Annotated in this window: 16 protein-coding genes and 2 pseudogenes; 10 read left to right on the top strand and 8 right to left on the bottom strand. The window is 68.8% G+C overall.

The window, feature by feature from the left end:
* Nucleotides 1-24 precede the first annotated feature (24 nt).
* From ccmE to ccmA, 5 genes are read right to left on the bottom strand one after another with little or no spacing between them, the layout of a single operon-like run.
* Entirely contained in the window at nt 25-516 is a 492-nt protein-coding gene (gene ccmE, locus E5843_RS08475) for a cytochrome c maturation protein CcmE (protein ID WP_141065905.1), read from the bottom strand.
* Nucleotides 513-686 (bottom strand): heme exporter protein CcmD, encoded by a 174-nt coding sequence (gene ccmD, locus E5843_RS08470; protein ID WP_244240752.1) that lies wholly within the window; start codon nt 684-686, stop codon nt 513-515. The genes ccmE and ccmD overlap by 4 nt, the downstream gene beginning before the upstream one ends.
* Nucleotides 687-729: 43 nt before the next feature.
* Nucleotides 730-1497: a heme ABC transporter permease CcmC gene (gene ccmC, locus E5843_RS08465; RefSeq protein WP_136412393.1), complete on the bottom strand. Its 768-nt coding sequence runs from the start codon at nt 1495-1497 to the stop codon at nt 730-732.
* A gap of 31 nt (nt 1498-1528) precedes the next feature.
* Nucleotides 1529-2212 carry a heme exporter protein CcmB gene (gene ccmB / locus E5843_RS08460; protein ID WP_141065904.1) on the bottom strand — a complete coding sequence of 228 codons (684 nt, stop codon included), beginning with the start codon at nt 2210-2212 and terminating at the stop codon, nt 1529-1531.
* Complete coding sequence (gene ccmA / locus E5843_RS08455; protein ID WP_136412391.1) at nt 2209-2877, bottom strand: heme ABC exporter ATP-binding protein CcmA; 669 nt, start codon at nt 2875-2877, stop codon at nt 2209-2211. Before ccmA ends, ccmB begins: the two co-directional genes overlap by 4 nt.
* Nucleotides 2878-3000: 123 nt before the next feature.
* Here ccmA and E5843_RS08450 point away from each other — a divergent pair, with 123 nt between their 5' ends.
* The 3 genes from E5843_RS08450 (at nt 3001) to E5843_RS08440 (ending at nt 5467) form a co-directional block, all read left to right on the top strand.
* Nucleotides 3001-4152, top strand: a complete 1152-nt coding sequence (locus E5843_RS08450) for a pyridoxal phosphate-dependent aminotransferase (RefSeq protein ID WP_136413074.1) — start codon at nt 3001-3003, stop codon at nt 4150-4152.
* Nucleotides 4153-4257: 105 nt separating this feature from the next.
* Nucleotides 4258-5085 (top strand): amidohydrolase, encoded by an 828-nt coding sequence (locus E5843_RS08445; RefSeq protein WP_136412390.1) that lies wholly within the window; start codon nt 4258-4260, stop codon nt 5083-5085.
* Between the two features lie 67 nt (nt 5086-5152).
* On the top strand, nt 5153-5467 hold the full coding sequence (locus tag E5843_RS08440) for a DUF3247 family protein (protein WP_136412389.1): 315 nt from the start codon (nt 5153-5155) through the stop codon (nt 5465-5467).
* Between the two features lie 37 nt (nt 5468-5504).
* Here the strand turns inward: E5843_RS08440 and E5843_RS08435 are convergent, their stop codons facing one another.
* From E5843_RS08435 to E5843_RS08425, 3 genes and pseudogenes are all read right to left on the bottom strand, one after another.
* A complete protein-coding gene (locus tag E5843_RS08435; RefSeq protein ID WP_136412388.1) occupies nt 5505-7187 on the bottom strand; it encodes a pseudouridine synthase in 1683 nt (560 codons plus the stop codon).
* Nucleotides 7188-7436: 249 nt separating this feature from the next.
* Nucleotides 7437-8024 (bottom strand): annotated as a pseudogene (scpB, locus tag E5843_RS08430) (SMC-Scp complex subunit ScpB); the annotation flags it as partial.
* Nucleotides 8025-8099: 75 nt separating this feature from the next.
* The gene (locus E5843_RS08425; RefSeq protein ID WP_136412386.1) at nt 8100-9020 is read right to left on the bottom strand and encodes a segregation and condensation protein A; all 921 of its coding nucleotides are present in this window, start codon (nt 9018-9020) and stop codon (nt 8100-8102) included.
* Nucleotides 9021-9428: 408 nt separating this feature from the next.
* On the opposite strand from E5843_RS08425, the gene E5843_RS08420 reads away from it, so the two are divergent.
* The 7 genes and pseudogenes from E5843_RS08420 to E5843_RS08390 all read left to right on the top strand — a co-directional run bounded on the left by E5843_RS08420 (nt 9429) and on the right by E5843_RS08390 (nt 18841).
* The gene (locus E5843_RS08420) at nt 9429-9728 is read left to right on the top strand and encodes a YciI family protein (protein ID WP_134674651.1); all 300 of its coding nucleotides are present in this window, start codon (nt 9429-9431) and stop codon (nt 9726-9728) included.
* A gap of 96 nt (nt 9729-9824) precedes the next feature.
* Nucleotides 9825-10870, top strand: a pseudogene (locus tag E5843_RS08415) (LacI family DNA-binding transcriptional regulator).
* A 92-nt stretch (nt 10871-10962) separates the two neighbouring features.
* On the top strand, nt 10963-13938 hold the full coding sequence (locus tag E5843_RS08410; protein WP_141065903.1) for a TonB-dependent receptor: 2976 nt from the start codon (nt 10963-10965) through the stop codon (nt 13936-13938).
* A gap of 135 nt (nt 13939-14073) precedes the next feature.
* A complete protein-coding gene (locus E5843_RS08405) occupies nt 14074-15642 on the top strand; it encodes a glucoamylase family protein (RefSeq protein ID WP_425480743.1) in 1569 nt (522 codons plus the stop codon).
* A gap of 81 nt (nt 15643-15723) precedes the next feature.
* A complete protein-coding gene (locus E5843_RS08400) occupies nt 15724-16989 on the top strand; it encodes a sugar ABC transporter substrate-binding protein (protein ID WP_141065902.1) in 1266 nt (421 codons plus the stop codon).
* A gap of 83 nt (nt 16990-17072) precedes the next feature.
* Nucleotides 17073-17999 carry a carbohydrate ABC transporter permease gene (locus E5843_RS08395; protein ID WP_141065901.1) on the top strand — a complete coding sequence of 309 codons (927 nt, stop codon included), beginning with the start codon at nt 17073-17075 and terminating at the stop codon, nt 17997-17999.
* A complete protein-coding gene (locus E5843_RS08390) occupies nt 17996-18841 on the top strand; it encodes a carbohydrate ABC transporter permease (protein ID WP_136412384.1) in 846 nt (281 codons plus the stop codon). Before E5843_RS08395 ends, E5843_RS08390 begins: the two co-directional genes overlap by 4 nt.
* Nucleotides 18842-18993: the final 152 nt, after the last annotated feature.

The raw sequence follows: 18993 nt of genomic DNA, 5'->3' as shown, positions 1-18993 counted from the left end.
AACGCGGTGTGCGGCTCGGGTGCATCAACGCGCCATGTCCTGGCCAGTGACCTCGGCGGCATCGTCGACACCGTGCTTCTGGTGGGCGGTGCCCATCTTGTCGGCGAGCTCCTTCGGCATGTAGGTCTCGTCGTGCTTGGCCAGCACCTCCTCGGCCATGAACACGCCATCGCGCATGCGCCCGGTCGCCACCACCGCCTGGTTCTCGCGGAACAGGTCGGGCAGCAGGCCGGTGTAGAGCACCGGCAGCACGGCGTCGCCGTCGGAGACCAGGAAGCGCGATTCGAGCGAGCCCGGCGGCCGCTCGAACGAGCCTTCGGCCACCATTCCGCCGAGACGGAACCGGGTGTCGCCGGAGGCGACGGGCGCGCCGGCGCGCCCGTCGAGGATCTCGGCGGGCGTGTACAGGTAGGCGATGTTGCGCTGGAGCGCCATGGCGACCAGCGAAGTCGCCACGCCAGCCGCCACCACAAGCGCGAGTACGAACCAGAGGCGGCGGCGTCGGGTCGGATTCATCGATCGAGGTCTCCCCGTCGGGGGTTGGCGGCGCGACGCGCGGCCAGCAGCCGGACGCCACGCAGCAGCCGGCGGATACGGATATGCGGGACCACGAAGTCCCACAGCAGCACCGCGACGAACACCATGTAGGCGGCGAGTACGTAACCGGCGTAGGTCATTTCAGCCATGTCCCAGTCTGGCAGCAGGCGCCGCGCACCGACTTGATCCGGATCATGTCGGGTTCGCCCGCGATGGGGTGCGTTCGGCCAGCCGGCGCACCCAGTCCTTGCCGCCTTCGCGGTAGAGGTTGTCGGCGCGCGCGCGCGCCAGCAGCGAGCCGGCGAACCAGAACTTGGTGCCGACCACCAGCCAGACCAGCGGCGGCAGCATGCTGGGATCCATCGACGATTCGCCGAACACGCGGATCGTCTGCCCCTGGTGCAGCGAGTTCCACCACACCACCGAGTAGCGGATCACCGGCAGCAGGGCGACGCCGACGATCGCCAGTAGCGAGGCGGCGCGCGCGGCGGCGCGGCGGTCGTCGATGGCGTGGTACAGGCCGATCACGCCCAGGTACATGAACAGCAGGATCAGTTCGCTGGTGAGGCGCGGGTCCCAGTCCCACCACGTGCCCCACATCGGCCGGCCCCAGATGCTGCCGGTGGCCAGGGTGATCACGGTGAACGCGGCACCGATGGGCGCGCAGGCCATTGCCAGGATCTCGCACAGCTTGATCCGCCAGACCAGCGCGATGGCCGCGTAGATCGCCATCAGGCCGTACACCGCCAGGCTCATCCACGCGCTGGGCACGTGGATGTAGAGGATGCGGAAGCTGTCGCCCTGCTGGTAGTCGGCCGGCACCTGGAACAGCGCGCCGTAGATGCCGTAGCCCATCAGCAGCACGGCGAGGCCATAGCACCACGGCGCCCAGCGCGCGGCGAAGCGGTTGAAGGTGGGGGGCGAACCGAGTTGATGGAACCAGCGGACGACGGGGTTCATTCGTTTCCAGCGGCCACCGCAGTGGCGATGGTCAGTTGAGGGCGATGCGGATGGCAGCTGCCGCGGCGACCGGTGCCAGCACCAGGGCCAGCACGAGGCCCGCCGCCAGCAACAGCAGGCCGCCGGTGGGATCCTGTCCCTGGCCCGCCTGGGTGACGCAGCCCACCCCGAACACCAGCACCGGGACGTACAACGGCAACGCCAGCAGCGACAACAGGATACCTGAGCGACGCATCCCGACCGTCAGCGCAGCGACCACTGCACCGATCAGGCTGAGCAGCGGCGTACCCAGCGCGAGGCCGGCCAGCAGCACCGGCAGCTGGGCGCGCGGCAGTTGCATCAGTTCGGCCAGCAACGGTGCCGCGGCCAGCAGCGGCAGGGCGGTGGTGGCCCAGTGCAGCGCGGTGCGCACCAGCACCAGCCAGGCCAGGGGCAGCGGCGAAAGCATCCACTGCTCCAACGATCCGTCCTCGGCATCGCCACGGAACAGGGTGTCGAGCGCCAGCAGCCCGGCCAGCAGCACCGCCACCCACAGCACGCCAGCGGCCACGCCGGCGAGGGTCGCGGCGTCGCCACCCAGGGCAAGGCCGAACAGCACCACCACCATCAGCGCGAACAGCGCCGGCTGCAGGGCATCGCCGCGGCGGCGCCACAGCAGGCGCAGGTCACGGGCAACCAGGGCGGACGCGGCGCCGCGCAACGTCGGCTGCCTCATGCGGTCGCCTCCGCCACGTCGTCGCCGTTGCCGCCGGCGAGCACCAGCTCGCGCGTTCGCACCGGAGGTGCGGCGTAGGCGCCATGGGTGGTGACCAGGGCTGCGCCGCCGGAACGCAGTTGCGCCTGCACCATGCGGTTGACCAGCTCGATGCCATCGAGATCAAGGTTCGCGTAGGGCTCGTCGAGCAGCCAGAGCGCTGCCGGCGACAGCCACAGGCGTGCCAGCGACAGCCGCTTCTTCTGCCCGGCCGACAGTTCGCGCAACGCGGCGTCCTCATAGCCGGCGAGGCCGACGATGCCGAGTGCCTGTTCCACCAGTTGCCCGCGGCGCAGCCCGTGCAGGCCGACCAGGAAACGCAGGTTCTCCAGCGCGGTGAGGTCGGCCTTGAGGCCCGGCAGGTGGCCGAGGTAGGCGATCGCCTGCGCGCGCAGCGCGGTCCGCGCCGGTCGGCCATCGATCTCCACCCGGCCGGCGTCGGCACGCAGCAGCCCGGCGAGCACCCGCAGCAGCGTCGTCTTGCCGGCGCCATTGCCACCGCGCACGAGCAGGGCTTCGCCGGCGTCGACGGAGAAGTCGAGCGGGCCGAAGACCGGGCGATCGTTGCGGCTGAAGGTCAGGCCCTGCGCGGCGAGCAGCGGCAGGGGCGGTGCGGAGTCGGGCATCGGCGCCGCGCGGCAGAGGTCGGGAGTGACCGGCCATTCTAGGGCCTCGGCGCCGCGCGGACATCCCATGCGGTGGCGGGTACACTCCGGTGCCCCCGTTGTTTCGACAGGCGCACCGTGGCGATCGCAACCGACAGCAAGCTGCCGAAGGTCGGCACCACCATCTTCAGCACGATGTCGCAGCTCGCGGCCGAGTACGGTGCGGTGAACCTCGGCCAGGGCTTCCCCGATTTCGAGGTGCCCGCGCGGCTGGTCGACGAGCTCGAGCGTGCCATGCGCGCCGGCCACAACCAGTACGCGCCGATGACCGGCATCCCGGCACTGCGCACGGCGATCGCCAACAAGACCGAGCGCGTCTACGGCCACCGGCCGGATGCGGACAGTGAAGTGACCGTCACCAGTGGCGCGACCGAGGCGCTGTTCAACGCCATCCACGCGGTGGTGCGTGCCGGCGACGAGGTGATCGTGCTCGACCCCGCCTATGACAGCTACGACCCCGCGATCGAGCTGGCGGGCGCGCGCGCGGTGCATGTCGCGCTCGACCCGCGCAGCTTCGCGGTCGACTGGGCCGCGGTGCGCGCCGCGGTGACGCCGCGCACGCGCATGCTGATCGTCAACACGCCGCATAACCCGTCAGGCGCGATGTTCTCCGCCGGCGACATCGACGCGCTGCAGGCGCTGCTCGACGACCACCCCGGGATCCGGCTGCTGTCGGACGAGGTCTACGAGCACATCGTGTTCGACGGCGCGCGGCATGAATCGGCGCTGCGGCATCCGGCGTTGCGCGAACGCGCGTTCGTGGTGTCGAGTTTCGGCAAGACCTACCACTGCACCGGCTGGAAGCTCGGCTACTGCATCGCACCGCCGGCGCTGTCGGCGGAGTTCCGCAAGGTCCACCAGTACAACGTGTTCTGCACCTTCGCGCCGGCGCAGCATGCGTTCGCGGCAATGCTCGACGCCGAGCCGGAGCACTACGAGCAGCTGGGCGCGTTCTACGAGGCCAAGCGCGACCGCTTCCGCGAGCAGCTCTCGGGCACCCGACTGCAGCCGTTGCCGGTGGCCGGCGGCTATTTCCAGCTGGTCGACTACTCCGCGGTGAGCGATCTCGACGATGCGGCGTTCTGCCGCTGGCTCACGGCCGAGCACGGTGTGGCGGCGATCCCGCTGTCGCCGTTCTATGCACAGCCACCCCCAGGCCAGCGGCTGGCGCGGCTGTGCTTCGCCAAGAACGACGCCACGCTCGACGCGGCCATCGAGCGGCTGCGCACGCTGTAGCGGCTGTCGCCACGAGTTCCGCGGATGACGCGGACACGGCGGTGCGGTCCGATCCATGTCGCCGCGCCCCCGCGGCGTGTCCCCATCATGCACAGGTGAAATCCCGTGAGTCCGAACAACGATCTGCGCGTTTCCATCGTCCAGGGCGAGACCCGCTGGCATGACCCGGCCGCCAACCGCGAGTACTACGGCGACTTCATGCGCTCGCTGCGCGGCATCACCGACGTGGTGGTGCTGCCCGAAACCTTCACCAGCGGCTTCAGCAACGACGCGATGGACCGCGCCGAGGACATGGACGGCCCGACGGTCGCCTGGCTGCGCGAGCAGGCGCAGATGCTGGATGCGGCGGTGACCGGCAGCGTGCAGCTGCGTACCGACAGCGGTGTGTTCAACCGCATGCTGTGGGCCACGCCGGACGGTGCCCTCGCGCACTACGACAAGCGCCATCTGTTCCGCTACGCCGGTGAGCACCAGCGCTACGCGGCCGGTCGCGAACGCCTGACCGTGGATTGGCGCGGCTGGCGGATCAATCCGCAGGTCTGCTACGACCTGCGCTTCCCGGTGTTCTGCCGCAACCGCTACGACGTCGAACGCCCCGGCCAGCTCGACTTCGACCTGCAGATCTTCGTCGCCAACTGGCCGGCGACGCGCGCCTACGCATGGCGCACGCTGCTGCGCGCCCGCGCGATCGAGAACCTGTGCTTCGTGGTCGGCGTGAACCGCGTGGGCGAGGACGGCAATGGCCTGGCCTACGCCGGTGACAGCACGGTGCTGGACTTCGCCGGAACGCCGCTGGCCGAGGCCACCGATTTCGAGGTGGTCAGCACGACCACGCTGCAGTCCGGGACGCTGCGGGCCTATCGCGAGCACTTCCCGGCGATGCTCGACGCCGACCGCTTCGAGATGGACGGGCTGCCTTCGCGGGCGGAGTAGGGCGACGTTGCCGCTGCATTGACGGCGGGCGGGGTGTAGTGGCGTCCTTTTCCGGGAGGAGACCGTCATGGCCCAGTTCGCCGAGCATGTGGTGACCGATCAGGCGGAGATCGAACGGCTCAAGGCGATGATCCTCGTGCTCGACGAGGAAGCGCGGGTGGAAGTCGAGCTGGACGACGGGCGTGTCCTGACCGGCGCGGTCGCGATCAAGCCCACCCTGCAGATGTTCATCGATCCGCAGGGCAACGAGGGCACCAACGCCGTGCTGCGCCTTGACGATGCCCTGGAGCCTGAGAAGCCGCATTTCATCGCGCTGGCGAGTATCCGCCGGGTGCGCCGGCTGGAACCCGACCAGCACACCATCCTCCGCCGCGAGGACTGAGGCACCGCAGGACCATGCCCGCGGTGCCGACGGTGCCTTAGCGGCTGCCGCCGCGCGGTCCGCGTGGAGCGCCACGCGGCGCACCGCCGCCCGGGCCACGACCGCCGCCTGCGGGACCGCGACCGCCACCACCCGGACCACGGGCGCCAGCTGACGGGCCACGGTTGCCACCCGGCCCGCGGTTGGCCGACGCCGGTCCGCGGTTGCCGCCACCCGGCGCGGCCTTGCCGGCCGGGCCCCTGCCACCGCCGCCCGGACCACGGTTGCCGCCTGCCGGGCCGCGGCCGGGGCCTGCACCGGCGCGCGGATACGGGCTGCGGGCGCGGTCACCGGCGTGTCCGCCGGGGTTGCCATGGTCCGAGGGAAATACCGGCGCACTGTCCGGGTGACCGTACGGACGCGGTGCACGCGGCGCGCGCTTCTGGCCGGCGCCCTGCGCCGCACCGTAGCCGCCGCCACCACCGCCGCCGCCAGGACGCTTCTTGTTGCCGTAGGGCTTCTTCGGACCGCGGCCATCGGCGTTGCGGTGACCGGAAGGGCCGGTGTCCACACCGTCCGGCACGTACCAGGTGCGGAAGGCGGCCGGGTTGCCGTCCGGCAGCGCGCGGTTGTGCTTGTCGGCGCGCTGCTTGAACGGCTTCTGCGACTGCTTGGCGGCGGCTTCGCCGCTGACCGTGAGGCCGCCATGCGGCTTGCGATGGCCGCCGCGGCCACGGTCCTCGCGCACGTTGTCAAAGCGGCGCAGCTCACGTCCTTCGTCGGCGGTGGTGTGGCCGTTGACATAGGCATTGCCGGTGCCGCGCGCTTCGCGCGGCACGTGCACCGTGGCCTTGCTGGCGCGGCGCTGGCCGATCACCTGCTGCAGGGTCAGCGCGGGCGGCGGGCCTTCCTCGAGCTTCAGTTCGCGACGCAGCTCCTCGACCTGGGCCGCCGCGACTTCCTGCGACTGCCCACGCAGCAGCGGCTGCGGCAGGGCGATGCGCCCGTAGCGGGTGCGCTTGAGGCGGCTGACCTGGCAGCCCTGCGATTCCCACAGCCGGCGCACTTCGCGGTTGCGGCCTTCCTTGACGACCACGCGGAACCAGTCGTGCGAGTCGGTGCCCCCGATGCGCTCGACCTCGTCGAACTTGGCGGGGCCGTCGTCCAGTGCCACGCCGCGCTTCAGGCGATCGACGATCTTGTCCGACACCACGTCCTCGCCTTCCGGCGCGCGCACGCGACACACGTATTCGCGTTCGACCTCGTAGGAGGGATGCATCATCGCGTTGGCCAGCTCGCCGTCGGTGGTGAGCAACAGCAGGCCGGTGGTGTTGATGTCGAGGCGGCCAATGGCGATCCAGCGCGCGCCCTTCAGCACCGGCAGCGCGTCGAAGATCGTGGGACGCCCTTCAGGATCCTCGCGGGTGGTGACCTCGCCTTCGGGCTTGTTGTAGATCAGCACGCGTGCGGGCTCGGTCAGCGCGCTGGCGACGAAGCTGCGGCCGTCGATTTCGATGCGGTCGCCACTGCCGACGCTCATGCCGGTCTGTGCGGGCTCGCCGTTGACCTTGACCATGCCTTCGGCGATGCGCTGCTCGAGCGCACGACGCGAGCCGAGTCCGGCCTGTGCGAGCACCTTGTGCAGGCGCTCCTCCAGCCGTACCGCAGGCGCGGTATCGGTATCACGCTTGAGGGAAAGCTTGCGGGTGCCCTTGTCCTGGGCGGGGGTGTTGTCGTTCATCTATTGACTCCGGGTGCTGTCGCCGTCTTCGGCGAGGGCGGTATTCGTTTCGGTGGTATCCGGGTCGGACGCGCCGGTATCGGCGCTCCCTCCACGGGGATCGGGAGTGGCGGCAGGCGTCGGGGACGTTGCGCCGGTGGTGTCGTCAGGCAACGCGTCCGCGTCTTTCGGGGTGGTGTCGTTGACGTCGTCGTCGGTATCGCGTTCGTCGGTATCGTTCGCGGCGTCGCCCAGCGGGGTATCGCCGAGCGGCATCGCGCCATCGAGCGGCGGACTGCGGTCGCCGAGATCGAGTTGCGGTTCGAGTTCGCCGAAATCCTTGAGTTCGGACAATGGCGGCAGGTCGTCGAGGCGCTTGAGGCCGAAATAGTCGAGGAAGGCCCGGGTGGTGCCGAGCAGTTCGGGGCGGCCCGGGATGTCGCGGTGGCCCACCACGCGGATCCACTCGCGCTCCTCCAGTGCCTTGATCATGTTGCTGCTGGTGGCCACGCCGCGGACCTGCTCGATCTCGCCGCGGGTGATCGGCTGGCGATAGGCGATCAGTGCCAGCGTCTCCAGGGTGGCGCGGGTGTAGCGGGTCTGGCGTTCGGTCCACAGCCGCGCGACCCAGGCATGCACGTCCGCCTTGACCTGGTAACGCCAGCCCGAGGCGACTTCCACCAGCGCCACGCCGCGGTCGGCGCACGCGGCCTGCAGTTCGTGCAGCGCCTGCTCGACGGCGCCTTCGGGTGCCGGCTCGTCGACGGTGAACAGGCTCCGCAGCTGGGCCACGCCCAACGGCTGGTTCGCGGCCAGCAGGGCGGCCTCGACGATGCGGTTGATCAGTGTCTGGTCCATGTCATCGATCGTGATGCGGCAACGTGCCGCGTGGTGGTGTCGCGCAATGGTCCGGCGCCATCGGGGCCGGACACGTCACGCGCCGGAACCGGGTTCGTCCTCGATGTCCTCGTCGAACTCGCTGACCAGCCGCGTGTGGATCGGGCTGCCATCGCGCGTCGCCAGCGACTTCACGTAGATCGGCGCCAGCGGCGCGTCCTGCACGATGTCGAGCAGGCGCTCCTTGGTCAGCTCGAGCAGCGAGAGCAGGGTGACGACCACGCCCAGCTTGCCTTCGTGCGCGTCGAACAACGATTCGAAGCGGTGGAACGCGCCATCCTCCAGCCGGCTCAGTACGTCGGCCATGCGCTGGCGGACGCTCAGCGCATCGCGCCGGATGGCATGGCCGGTGAACAGCTCGGCGCGCTTGAGCACGTCGTGCAGGGCCAGCAGCAGCTCGCGCAATTCCACCGGCGGCGGCAACCGCACCGAGGCGCGGTCCGGGATATCGGCCGACACCGGCGCGGTGTCGCGCTCCATGCGCGGCAGGCGGTCGATGTCCTCGGCTGCCTGCTTGAAACGCTCGTACTCCTGCAGGCGCCGTACCAGCTCCGCGCGCGGGTCGTCTTCCTCGCCTTCCTCGCTGGGCGGCCGCGGCAACAGCATGCGCGACTTGATCTCGGCGAGGATGGCGGCCATCACCAGGTATTCGGCGGCCAGCTCGAACCGCAGGTCCTGCATGACGTTGATGTAGGCGACGTACTGCCGGGTGATCTCGGCGACCGGAATATCGAGGATATCCAGGTTCTGCCGGCGGATCAGGTACAGCAGCAGGTCCAGTGGCCCTTCGAACGCGTCGAGGATGACCTCGAGTGCGTCCGGCGGGATGTACAGGTCCTGCGGAATCTGCAGCACCGGCTGTCCATGCACCACCGCAAGCGGCATCTCCTGCTGTTGCGGAGGCGCATTCGGGATGGATTCCGCGGCAGCGGCGGCGGGAAAGCCGGGTTGTGTCATTCGCGATGCGGCCCCCTCCGGGCCGGCCTGGTGTCCGAATGTGCGGCTGCCAACCTGCGCGCCCGGCCGGCTGGCCGCTGCGTGGCAGGCGACCGGCGACGACGTGGACTTGGCGGCCGGACGCCGCTGGTGACATCGCCCGGTGGGTGGGCGGTGCGATGGCGGAAAGGGCGTCGGGCGGGACCGCGACGGGCAGCGGATCGGACGTCCAGTTGCGACGGCCGCTGCGGTCAGGTCTCGAAGCTCCCGGCTAGCCTACGGGCTCCCTGCGCGGCTGTCCAGCATGTCGCCGCGGCGGGTTTATCCGCGCGCGGGCAGGGCGCCGAGGTCGTGATCGCGCATCGCCCCATGGCGATTGCCACCGGCATCCGTACACTACCGCGCCCCGACAGCCAGGATCCCCGCGCCATGTGGTACGCGATCGAAGGTTACGACGGTGACGACGTGCTCGCGCAACGGCTCGAAGCGCGTCCGGCGCATGTGGAACGGCTGGTCGCACTGCGCGACGCCGGCCGCCTGCTGCTGGCAGGGCCCTGCCCGAAGATCGACGCCGAGGATCCGGGTCCGGCCGGTTTCAGTGGCAGCCTGGTGGTGGCCGAGTTCGATTCGCTCGAAGCCGCCCGTGCCTGGGCGGATGCCGATCCCTACGTCGCCGCGGGCGTCTATGTCCGTGTCGAGGTGCGGCCGTTCCGGCGCGTGCTGCCCTGAGGTCACCGCATTCGCGGGCCGGATGACGGCGCGCACCACCGCCGGCACGCGCACGCCGCGCATGTCGCACGGCGGTGTTGCAGGAATTTTGCAGTGATGTCTGCAAGCGCTTACAGTCCGCGCCCAGTGCACCCAGCTTCGGAGGGCGGGTGAGCATCACCATCAAAGATGTCGCGCGCGAGGCCAACGTATCGGTGGCGACCGTGTCGCGCGCGCTCAACGGCCACGAGAACGTGGCGCCGGACGTGCGCCAGCGCGTGCTGGAAGTCGCCGATCGGTTGCAGTACAGCCCGCACCACGCCGCGCGCAGCCTCAGCAGCCGGCGCACGCAGACCATCGGGGTGGTGCTGCCGGACCTGTATGGCGAGTTCTTCTCCGAACTGATGCGCGGCATCGACGCGGTTGCCCGCGAGGCCGGCCGCCACCTGCTGGTGTCGAGCTACCACGGCAATCCGGACGAGCAGGGCGCGGCCCTGCGCGCGATGCGTGGCCGCGTCGACGGACTGCTGCTGATGTCGCCGTTCGTGGCCGATGCCGATCCGCTTGCGGGGCAGGCGCTGGGCATGCCGGCGGTGCTGCTCAACAGCGGCGCGCGCGCCGGGCTGCCGGCGCTCAATGTCGACAGCTACCACGGTGCCCGCACAATGACCCGGCACCTGCTGTCGGCGGGACACTCGCGCATCGCCTTCATTGCCGGTCCCACCGACAACTTCGATGCCCACGAGCGCCTGCGCGGCTATCGCGACGGGCTCGCCGACAGTGGCAGCGCGCCGTGGGTCCTGCCGGGCGATTTCGACGAGGCGTCCGGGCACGCCGCCGGGCGCAAGTTGCTGGAGTCGGGCGAACGCCCCGATGCGGTGTTTGCCGCCAACGACATGATGGCGCTGGGCTGCCTGTTCGCGTTCAACCAGGCCGGCGTGCGGGTCCCGCACGAGATCGCCCTCGCAGGTTTCGACGACATCCCGCTGGCGCGCTACGTGCATCCCGGGCTGACGACGATGCGGGTCGATATCGCCGCACTCGGCGCGCGCGCACTGCGCACGCTGATGGCGCAGCTCGCCGATCCGGACACCCCGGTCGCGGCCGAACGGCTCGAAGTCGCTCTGGTCGTGCGGCAGTCCTGCGGCGTTGCGCCCGTCTAGACGCGCCTTGCACATCGCCGGTGTTCTCTTTCACCGAGCTGAACGTTTCACGGTGCCTTAGCAATCCGACTGATGGTCACGAGGAATCCCCCATGAAGAAGCGCCACGCTTCGCCCCGCCTGCAACGCACCCTGCTCAGCTGCGCCCTTGGCGGCGTTCTGATGATCGCGGCCCCGGCCGTCCTGGCCCAATCCACCGGGGCTACCCTGCGTGGCCAGGTGTCGGTCGATTCCGCACCCGCTGCGCAGGCCCGCGTCACCGCCACCAACACCGCGACGGGCCTGACCCGCAGCGTGCAGGCGGGCGCCGGCGGCAACTACAACCTCGCCGGCCTGCCGCCCGGCGTGTACCGCGTGGACGTCACCGCCAACGGCCAGACCACGTCGCAGACGGTGACCCTGCAGGTCGGCCAGACCGCGACCTTGAACCTCGGCGTCGGCGGCGTCGCCGAAACCGGGCCGCAGCAGGCCACCGACATGGACACCGTGGTGGTCACCGGCACCCGGATGGCCGAGACGCGCACGTCGGAGGTCGCGACCTATGTCACTCCACGCCAGATCGAGATGCTGCCGCAGGGGTCGCGCAACTTCCTCGCCTTCGCCGACACCGTTCCCGGCATGACCTTCGTCGAGCGCGCCGACGGCTCGACCCAGCTGCGCAGCGGCGCGCAGTCGGCGAACGGCGTCAACGTCTACATCGATGGCGTCGGCCAGAAGAACTACGTCACCAAGGGGGGCGTGAGCAGCCAGGATTCGACCCGCGGCAACCCGTTCCCGCAGCTCGCCATCGGCGAGTACAAGGTCATCACTTCGAACTACAAGGCCGAGTACGACCAGATCAGCAGCGCGGCGGTGACCGCGGTGACCCGCTCGGGCACCAACGAGTTCGAAGGCAACTTCTTCTGGGACCGCACCAGTGACGCATGGCGCGCGTCCACGCCGTCCGAGCTGGAACGCGGTGAGAAGATTCCGTCGCGCTCGGAGCAGTACGGCGTGGCACTTGGTGGCCCCATCCTGCGTGATCGCCTGCACTTCTTCCTGACCTACGAGGCGAAGGAGATCGTCGATCCGCGCGAAGTCCGCCTGGGCACGATCACCAACGTCCCGGTGCCGCTGGTGCCGGAGGTGCAGAACCTGCTGGGCACCACCAACCGTCCGTTCGACAGCGACCTGTACTTCGGCAAGCTGAGCTGGCAGGTCAACGACCAGCAGCTGCTGGAACTCACCGCCAAGCGTCGTGACGAGACCGAGATCACCGGCATCGGCGACGGCCCCAACACGCCGTCGTTCGGCAGCGCGAAGAACAACGAGGAAACGCGCGTGGACCTGCGCCACCAGTTCAGTACCGAGAACTGGCTCAACGATGCGCACGTCACCTACGAGGACGCGTACTGGAACCCGCGCGCCATCACTATCGGACCGGGCTACCGCCTGCACCTGCCCGAGGCCATCGGCCGCGGCACGCTGCTGAACTACGGCGGCGGTCCGGACTTCCAGAACAAGGGGCAGGAGGGGTGGTCGTTCCAGAACGACCTGACCTTCTTCGGTTGGGAAGGCCACACCCTGAAGATGGGCATCAAGTACAAGGACGTCGAACTCGACTCCCTCGAGCAGCAGCCGTACAACCAGCAGTTCGACATCGACTACCTGGCCAACCTCGGCGCCGGCAACACCACCCTGGCCGCGTTCGTCCCCAACCGCGTGAACTTCGGCGCGCCACTGCCGGGCATCGGCGATCGCACCATCAACTCGCCCAACAAGCAGTTCGGCATCTACATCCAGGACGACTGGGAGGTCAACGAGCGCCTCACCCTCAACCTGGGCCTGCGCTGGGACTACGAGAAGACCGAAGGCTACGAGAACTACGTCACTCCGGCCGGGCTGGCCAATGCGCTGCGGACCTGGAGCAACCTCGACAACGCCGACTACGACATCGAGGACTACATCAGCAGCGGCAACAACCGCAGCGCGTTCAAGGGTGCATGGCAGCCGCGACTGGGCTTCTCCTACGACCTCAATGCCGACGAACGCCATGTGATCTTCGGCGGTGCAGGCCGTGCCTACGACCGCAACCTGTTCGACTACATCGCGCTCGAGCAGTCGAAGAGCACGTTCCCGACCTACTCCTTCGACTTCTTCGGCGTGCCCGGGGCCAACTGCACGCCCAGCGCCACCTGCATCCCGTGGGATCCAGCCTACCGCGACATCAACAACCTCTATGCGCTGGTCGCGGCGAACCCGAACCTGGGTGCCGAGGTCAACCTGATGAACAACGACCTCGAGGTGCCGTACTCCGACCAGTTCAGCCTGGGCATGCGCAACGCGTTGACGCTGGGCGGACAGGAATGGATGACCTCGGTGACGCTGTCGCATGTGCGCAGCTACGACGGGATCCTGTTCACCCTCGGCAACCGCCGCCCCGACGGCAGCTTCTTCCCGCCGGGCGCCGACTTCGGCAACGCCCCCTGGGATTTCCGCATCCCCGGCTACGGCACGCTGATCATCGCCGACAACGGCATCGAGACGCGGCTCAATTCCGTGCTGCTGTCGGTGGACAAGTCCTACACCGAGGAATCCGGCTGGGGCATGACGTTCGCCTATACCTACAGCGACGCCGAGGAGAACCGCGGCAACGCGGCGCAGGCCGACGAGCACTACCTGTTCGACCTGCCCAATCTCAATGGTGCGCCGTTCATCGACTCGGTCGGCATTCCCCGCCATCGCATCGTTGCCACCGGTGTTGCGGATCTCTGGGGCGGGATGACGCTGTCGAGCAAGCTCACGCTGGAGAGCCCGGTCGCGCGCGACGTGACCGTGTTCACCGGCCCGCTCAGCGGCTATTTCGACAGCTACTACGGCGAGCGCACGATCGAGTACAAGCAGCTCGACCTGGCGCTGCAGAAAGTCTGGAACACCGGCACCGACCTGAGCTTCCGCATCCGCGGCGACGTGTTCAACGTGTTCAACTGGGACAACTGGCAGGACTACAGTTTCGCCGGCGAGCAGACGGGCCTGGCGATCCGCGGGCCGACGCGCTATTTCAAGCTTTCGTTCGGCGTCGACTGGTAACAGCCGGGAGGCCGCCCGTTCCGCGGGCGGCCTCTCTTATACTTGGGTCTGTAAACGGTTACAGAGGCGACATCCGAGATGCGAACAGGCCGGTTCCGTGCCCCATCCCTGCTGCCGACGCTCCTGCTGCCCATGTTGCTGCTGGCGGCCCTGCTTGCCGGCTGCAAGCGGGAAGGGCCGGAGGTCGAGCCGCCTCGGCCCGGACCCATCCCGGAGGCTGTGGTGGAAGAGCCCGAACCCGTCAAGCCGGCCGGTCCGCCCGAGCTGCCGCCGCTGTTCCGCGACATCGAGAAGCGCACCTTCCAGTTCTTCTGGGACACCACCAACGAGGTCAACGGGCTCACCCCGGACCGCTACCCGTCACGGCCGTTCTCCAGCATCGCCTCGGTGGGCTTCGCGCTGACGGCGTATCCGATCGGCATCGAGAATGGCTGGGTCAGCCGCACCCAGGCGGTGGACCGCACGCTCACCACGCTGCGTTTCTTCCGCGATGCGAAACAGGGCCCGCAAGAAACCGGGACGATCGGCCACAAGGGGTTCTACTACCACTTCATCGACATGCAGAACGGCCACCGCTACGAGCCGTGGGTCGAGCTGTCGAGCGTGGATACCGGCCTGCTGATGATGGGGGTGCTGTTCGCGCAGCAGTACTACGACCGCGACGAGCCGCGCGAGCAGGAGATCCGCGACATCGCCGACGAGCTCTATCGCAACGTCGAGTGGACCTGGCTGCAGGTGCGCCCGCCGTTGATCTCGATGGGCTGGTACCCGGAGACCGGTTTCATCGAGCACGACTGGACCGGCTACGACGAGGCGATGCTGGTCTACATCCTCGCGCTGGGCTCGCCGACCCACCCGGTCGGGCCCGAGGCCTGGCAGGCGTGGACCAGCACCTACGACACCGAGGTCTGGGGCACCTTCATGGGCCAGGAGTACCTGAGCTTCGCCCCACATTTCGGCCACCAGTACACCCACACCTGGGTGGATTTCCGCGGCATCCGCGACGAGTACATGCGCGGCCGCGGGATCGACTACTTCGAGAACAGCCGTCGCGCCACCTATGCGCAACGCCAGTACGCGATCGAGAACCCGATGGGCTGGCGCGAGTACGGCGAGAACGTGTGGGGCCTGACCGCGAGCGATGGCGCGCAGCGCACCGACCAGGAATACCAGGGCCAGGTGCGCGAGTTCCGCCATTACAGCGCACGCGGTGCGGGCCTTGCGGTGGCGTTCGACGACGGCACCATCGCGCCGACCGCGGCGGTGGCTTCGATCGCGTTCGCGCCGGAGATCGTGATTCCCGCCACCGAGGAACTGCACCGCCGCTTCGGCGAGCACCTGTACTCCAGCTACGGCTTTCTGGATTCCTTCAATGCGAGCTTCCAGTACGACGTACCGCTCAAGACCGGCCGCATCGTGCCCGGGCTGGGCTGGGTGGCCAGCGACTACATCGGCATCGACCAGGGGCCGATCCTTGCGATGATCGCCAACTACCGCAACGGCTTCGTGTGGAATCTGATGAGGAAGAGCCCGTATATCCAGGAGGGCCTGAAACGCGCCGGCTTTACCGGGGGCTGGCTGGACGAGTTCGCGGGGCAGGAAGGCGCCATCGGGGACGACGCTGCGGAGGCGGTGGAGGTTCCTGCCGCCCAGGGCGGGACGACCGCTGCGGCCACGCCCGTGCGTACCGCGCCGGCGCAGTAACACCGCATGCGGCGGCACATGGTCCTGGTGCATGCGTGGGGACCGGCACGGTCCGGGCGCGCGCGCGCCGGCTGTACCGCGATGCTGCTGGGTCTGTTCGTTCTGCTGGCCGGCTGCCAGCCGCGCGGCGATGACACCGTCATCCGCTTCTGGGCGATGGGCCGCGAAGCGGAGGTGGTCGGCGAACTGGTGCGCGAATTCGAGCGTGACAATCCCGGCATCCGCGTGCGCATCCAGCAGATCCCCTGGACCTCGGCGCACGAGAAGCTGCTGACCGCGTATGCCGCCGACGCGCTTCCGGACCTCTGCCAGCTGGGCAACACCTGGGTGCCGGAATTCGCCACCCTCGGTGCGCTCGAGTCGCTGGATGCACGCGTCGCGGGGTCGGATGTCATCGATGCCGACGACTACTTCCCCGGCATCTGGGCAACCAATGTCATCGACGGACAGCTGCTGGGCGTGCCGTGGTACGTGGACACGCGGCTGCTGTTCTACCGCCGCGACATCCTCGCCGCGGCCGGCTGGGATGCACCGCCGGACAACTGGCGCGACTGGGCGCGGGCGATGGCGGACATCAAGGCCCATGTCGGTCCCGATCGCTACGCGATCATGGTGCCGCTCAACGAGTTCGAGCAGCTGCTGTCATTCGCGCTGCAGCAGGATGATCCGCTGCTGCGCGACGGCGGCACCCGTGGCAACTTCTCCAGTCCCGGCTTCCGTCGCGCGCTGGCGTTCTACACAGGCCTGTTCGACAACGGCTGGGCGCCGCCGATGTCGGAGTCGCAGATTTCCAACGTCTGGGACGAGTTCGGGCGCGGTTTCTTCAGCTTCTACATCTCGGGTCCGTGGAACATCCGCGAGTTCCGCAACCGTCTGCCCGCAGACCTGCAGGAGAGCTGGGGGACCGCGCCGCTACCCGGGCCCGACGGCCCTGGCGCCGGCATCGCGGGCGGCACCAGCCTGGTGCTGTTCCGCGGCTCCGGGGTGCAGGACGCGAGCTGGAAGCTGGTCGAATTCCTGTCGCGACCGGACATCCAGCAGCGCTTCCACGCGATGATCGGCAACCTGCCGCCGCGGCGCAGCACCTGGGAACTGCCGCAACTGCAGGCGGACCCGCATGCGCAGGCCTTCCGCGACCAGCTCGAACGGGTGAAGCCCACGCCGCAGGTGCTGGAGTGGGAACGCATCGCCCAGGAAATGCGACTGATGAGCGAGCGCGTGGTGCGCGGCGGGCTGGCGCAGGACGCCGCGGTCGTGCAGCTCGATGCGCGCGTGGACGACCTCCTCGCCAAGCGGCGCTGGGTGCGCGAGCGCGAACCTGCGGAAGCCAGGGAAGTGGCGGAATGAATCGCGGGCGCCCCGCAACCGATGCCGTCACTCCCGGGAAGGCGGGAGTCCATGGACGCATTGCCGCGGAAGAAGCAGGGTCCATGGATCCCCGCCTGCGCGGGAATGGCGGGCGTAAGGGCAGGGGACTGCGGTTGCCCGGGCTTGCCGGCTGGCTGTTCGCAGGACCGGCGCTGCTGGTGATCGGCCTGTTCTTCGTGCTGCCGGTGGCCTCCGCGCTGCTGCTGAGCCTGACCGACTTCGACCTCTACGCGCTGGCCGATCCCGACAACCTGCGCTTCGTCGCATTCGACAACTACCTCGAGTTGCTGCGCACGCCACTGTTCTGGAAGGCGCTGGGCAACACCACGTACTTCGTCGTCGTCGGCGTGCCACTGTCGATCCTGGTGTCGCTGGGCGCGGCGATGCTGCTGGACGCCAAGGTCGCGCGCTTCAAGCCGCTGTTCCGCACCGCGCTGTTCGCGCCGGTGGTGACCACGCTGGTGGCGGTGGCGGTGATCTGGCGTTACCTGTTCCACGCCAGCTACGGCCTGGTGAACTGGGCGCTCGCGCACGTGGGCATCGCGCCGGTGGACTGGCTGGGTGACCCGCGCTGGGCGATGCCGACGATCATCCTGTTCGCGGTGTGGAAGAACTTCGGCTACAACATGGTGATCCTGCTGGCGGGCCTGCAGGCGATCCCTCAGGACCTCTACGAGGCCGCGCGCATCGACGGTGCCTCGCGCTGGCAGCAGTTCCTGCACATCACCCTGCCGATGCTCGGCCCGGTGCTGCTGGTGGTCGGGGTGATCACCGTATCCGGCTACTTCCAGCTGTTCGCCGAGCCCTATGTGATGACCCGTGGCGACCCTCTGCAGAGCACGGTCAGCGTGCTGTACTTCATGTACGAGGAAGGCTTCATGTGGTGGAACCTCGGCCGCGCGTCGGCGGTGGCGTTCCTGCTGTTCCTGATCATCCTCGCGGTGACCACGGTGCTGCTGCGCATCGGCCGCCGCAAGGGCGTGCTGTGAGCCGCACAGCGTCCGATGTCGGCGACAGCCGCCTGCACGCGGTGCTGGTGAATGCCGGCCTGCTGGTGCTGGCACTGATTGCGCTCGCGCCGCTGCTGTGGATGGTGGCGGTGTCGTTCATGCAGAAGGGCGAGGCCAGCGCCTTCCCGCCACCATTGCTGCCTGCGGCCCCGAGCCTGGACGCCTACCGCGAACTGTTCGCCCGCGCCGGCATGGGCCGCTACTTCGTCAACAGCCTGATCGTGTCGATCGCGATCACCTTCGGCGCGCTGCTGGTCAACACCATGGCCGGCTACGCCTTCGCCAAGCTGCGCTTCCGCGGCCGCGACCGGCTGTTCCAGGTGCTGCTGGCGGCGCTGGTGATCCCGGCGCAGGTGGCGATGCTGCCGCTGTTCCTGATGATGAAGGGGCTGGGGCTGGTCAATACCTTCGGCGCGGTGATCATCCCGGCACTGGCAACGGTGTTCGGCATCTTCCTGGTGCGCCAGTACGCGCGCTCGATCCCCGAGGAACTGCTGGAAGCCGCGCGCATCGATGGTGCGGGCGAGCTGCGGATCTTCTTCCAGATCGTGCTGCCGATGCTGAAACCCGTGCTGGTGACGCTGGCCATCTTCACCTTCATGGCGGCGTGGAACGACTTCATGTGGCCGTTGATCGTGCTGACCGACCAGGACAACTACACGCTGCCGGTGGCGATCGCCGCGCTGTCGCGCGAACACGTGCAGGAAGTGGAGATGATGATGGCCGGGGCGGTGGTCACCGTGCTGCCGGTACTGCTGCTGTTCCTGCTGCTGCAGCGTTACTACATCCAGGGGTTGCTGCTTGGAAGCGTCAAGGGGTGAGTGCATGTACAGCTTTCTCTTCCGGACTGCAGTGAACCGTCACAGCGACGGTGCGGGCTGCCGGGCCGGGACCGTTGGCGCCATGGATGGCGCCATCGAGCCCCCATGGATGGGTTCACGGCGTGTCCCGGCCCGGCGGCCCGCGCCGGCGC

Origin of the sequence: Luteimonas yindakuii (genome assembly GCF_004803715.2) — a bacterium.
GTDB lineage: Bacteria > Pseudomonadota > Gammaproteobacteria > Xanthomonadales > Xanthomonadaceae > Luteimonas > Luteimonas yindakuii.
This window is presented reverse-complemented; position numbering and strand designations above follow the sequence as displayed.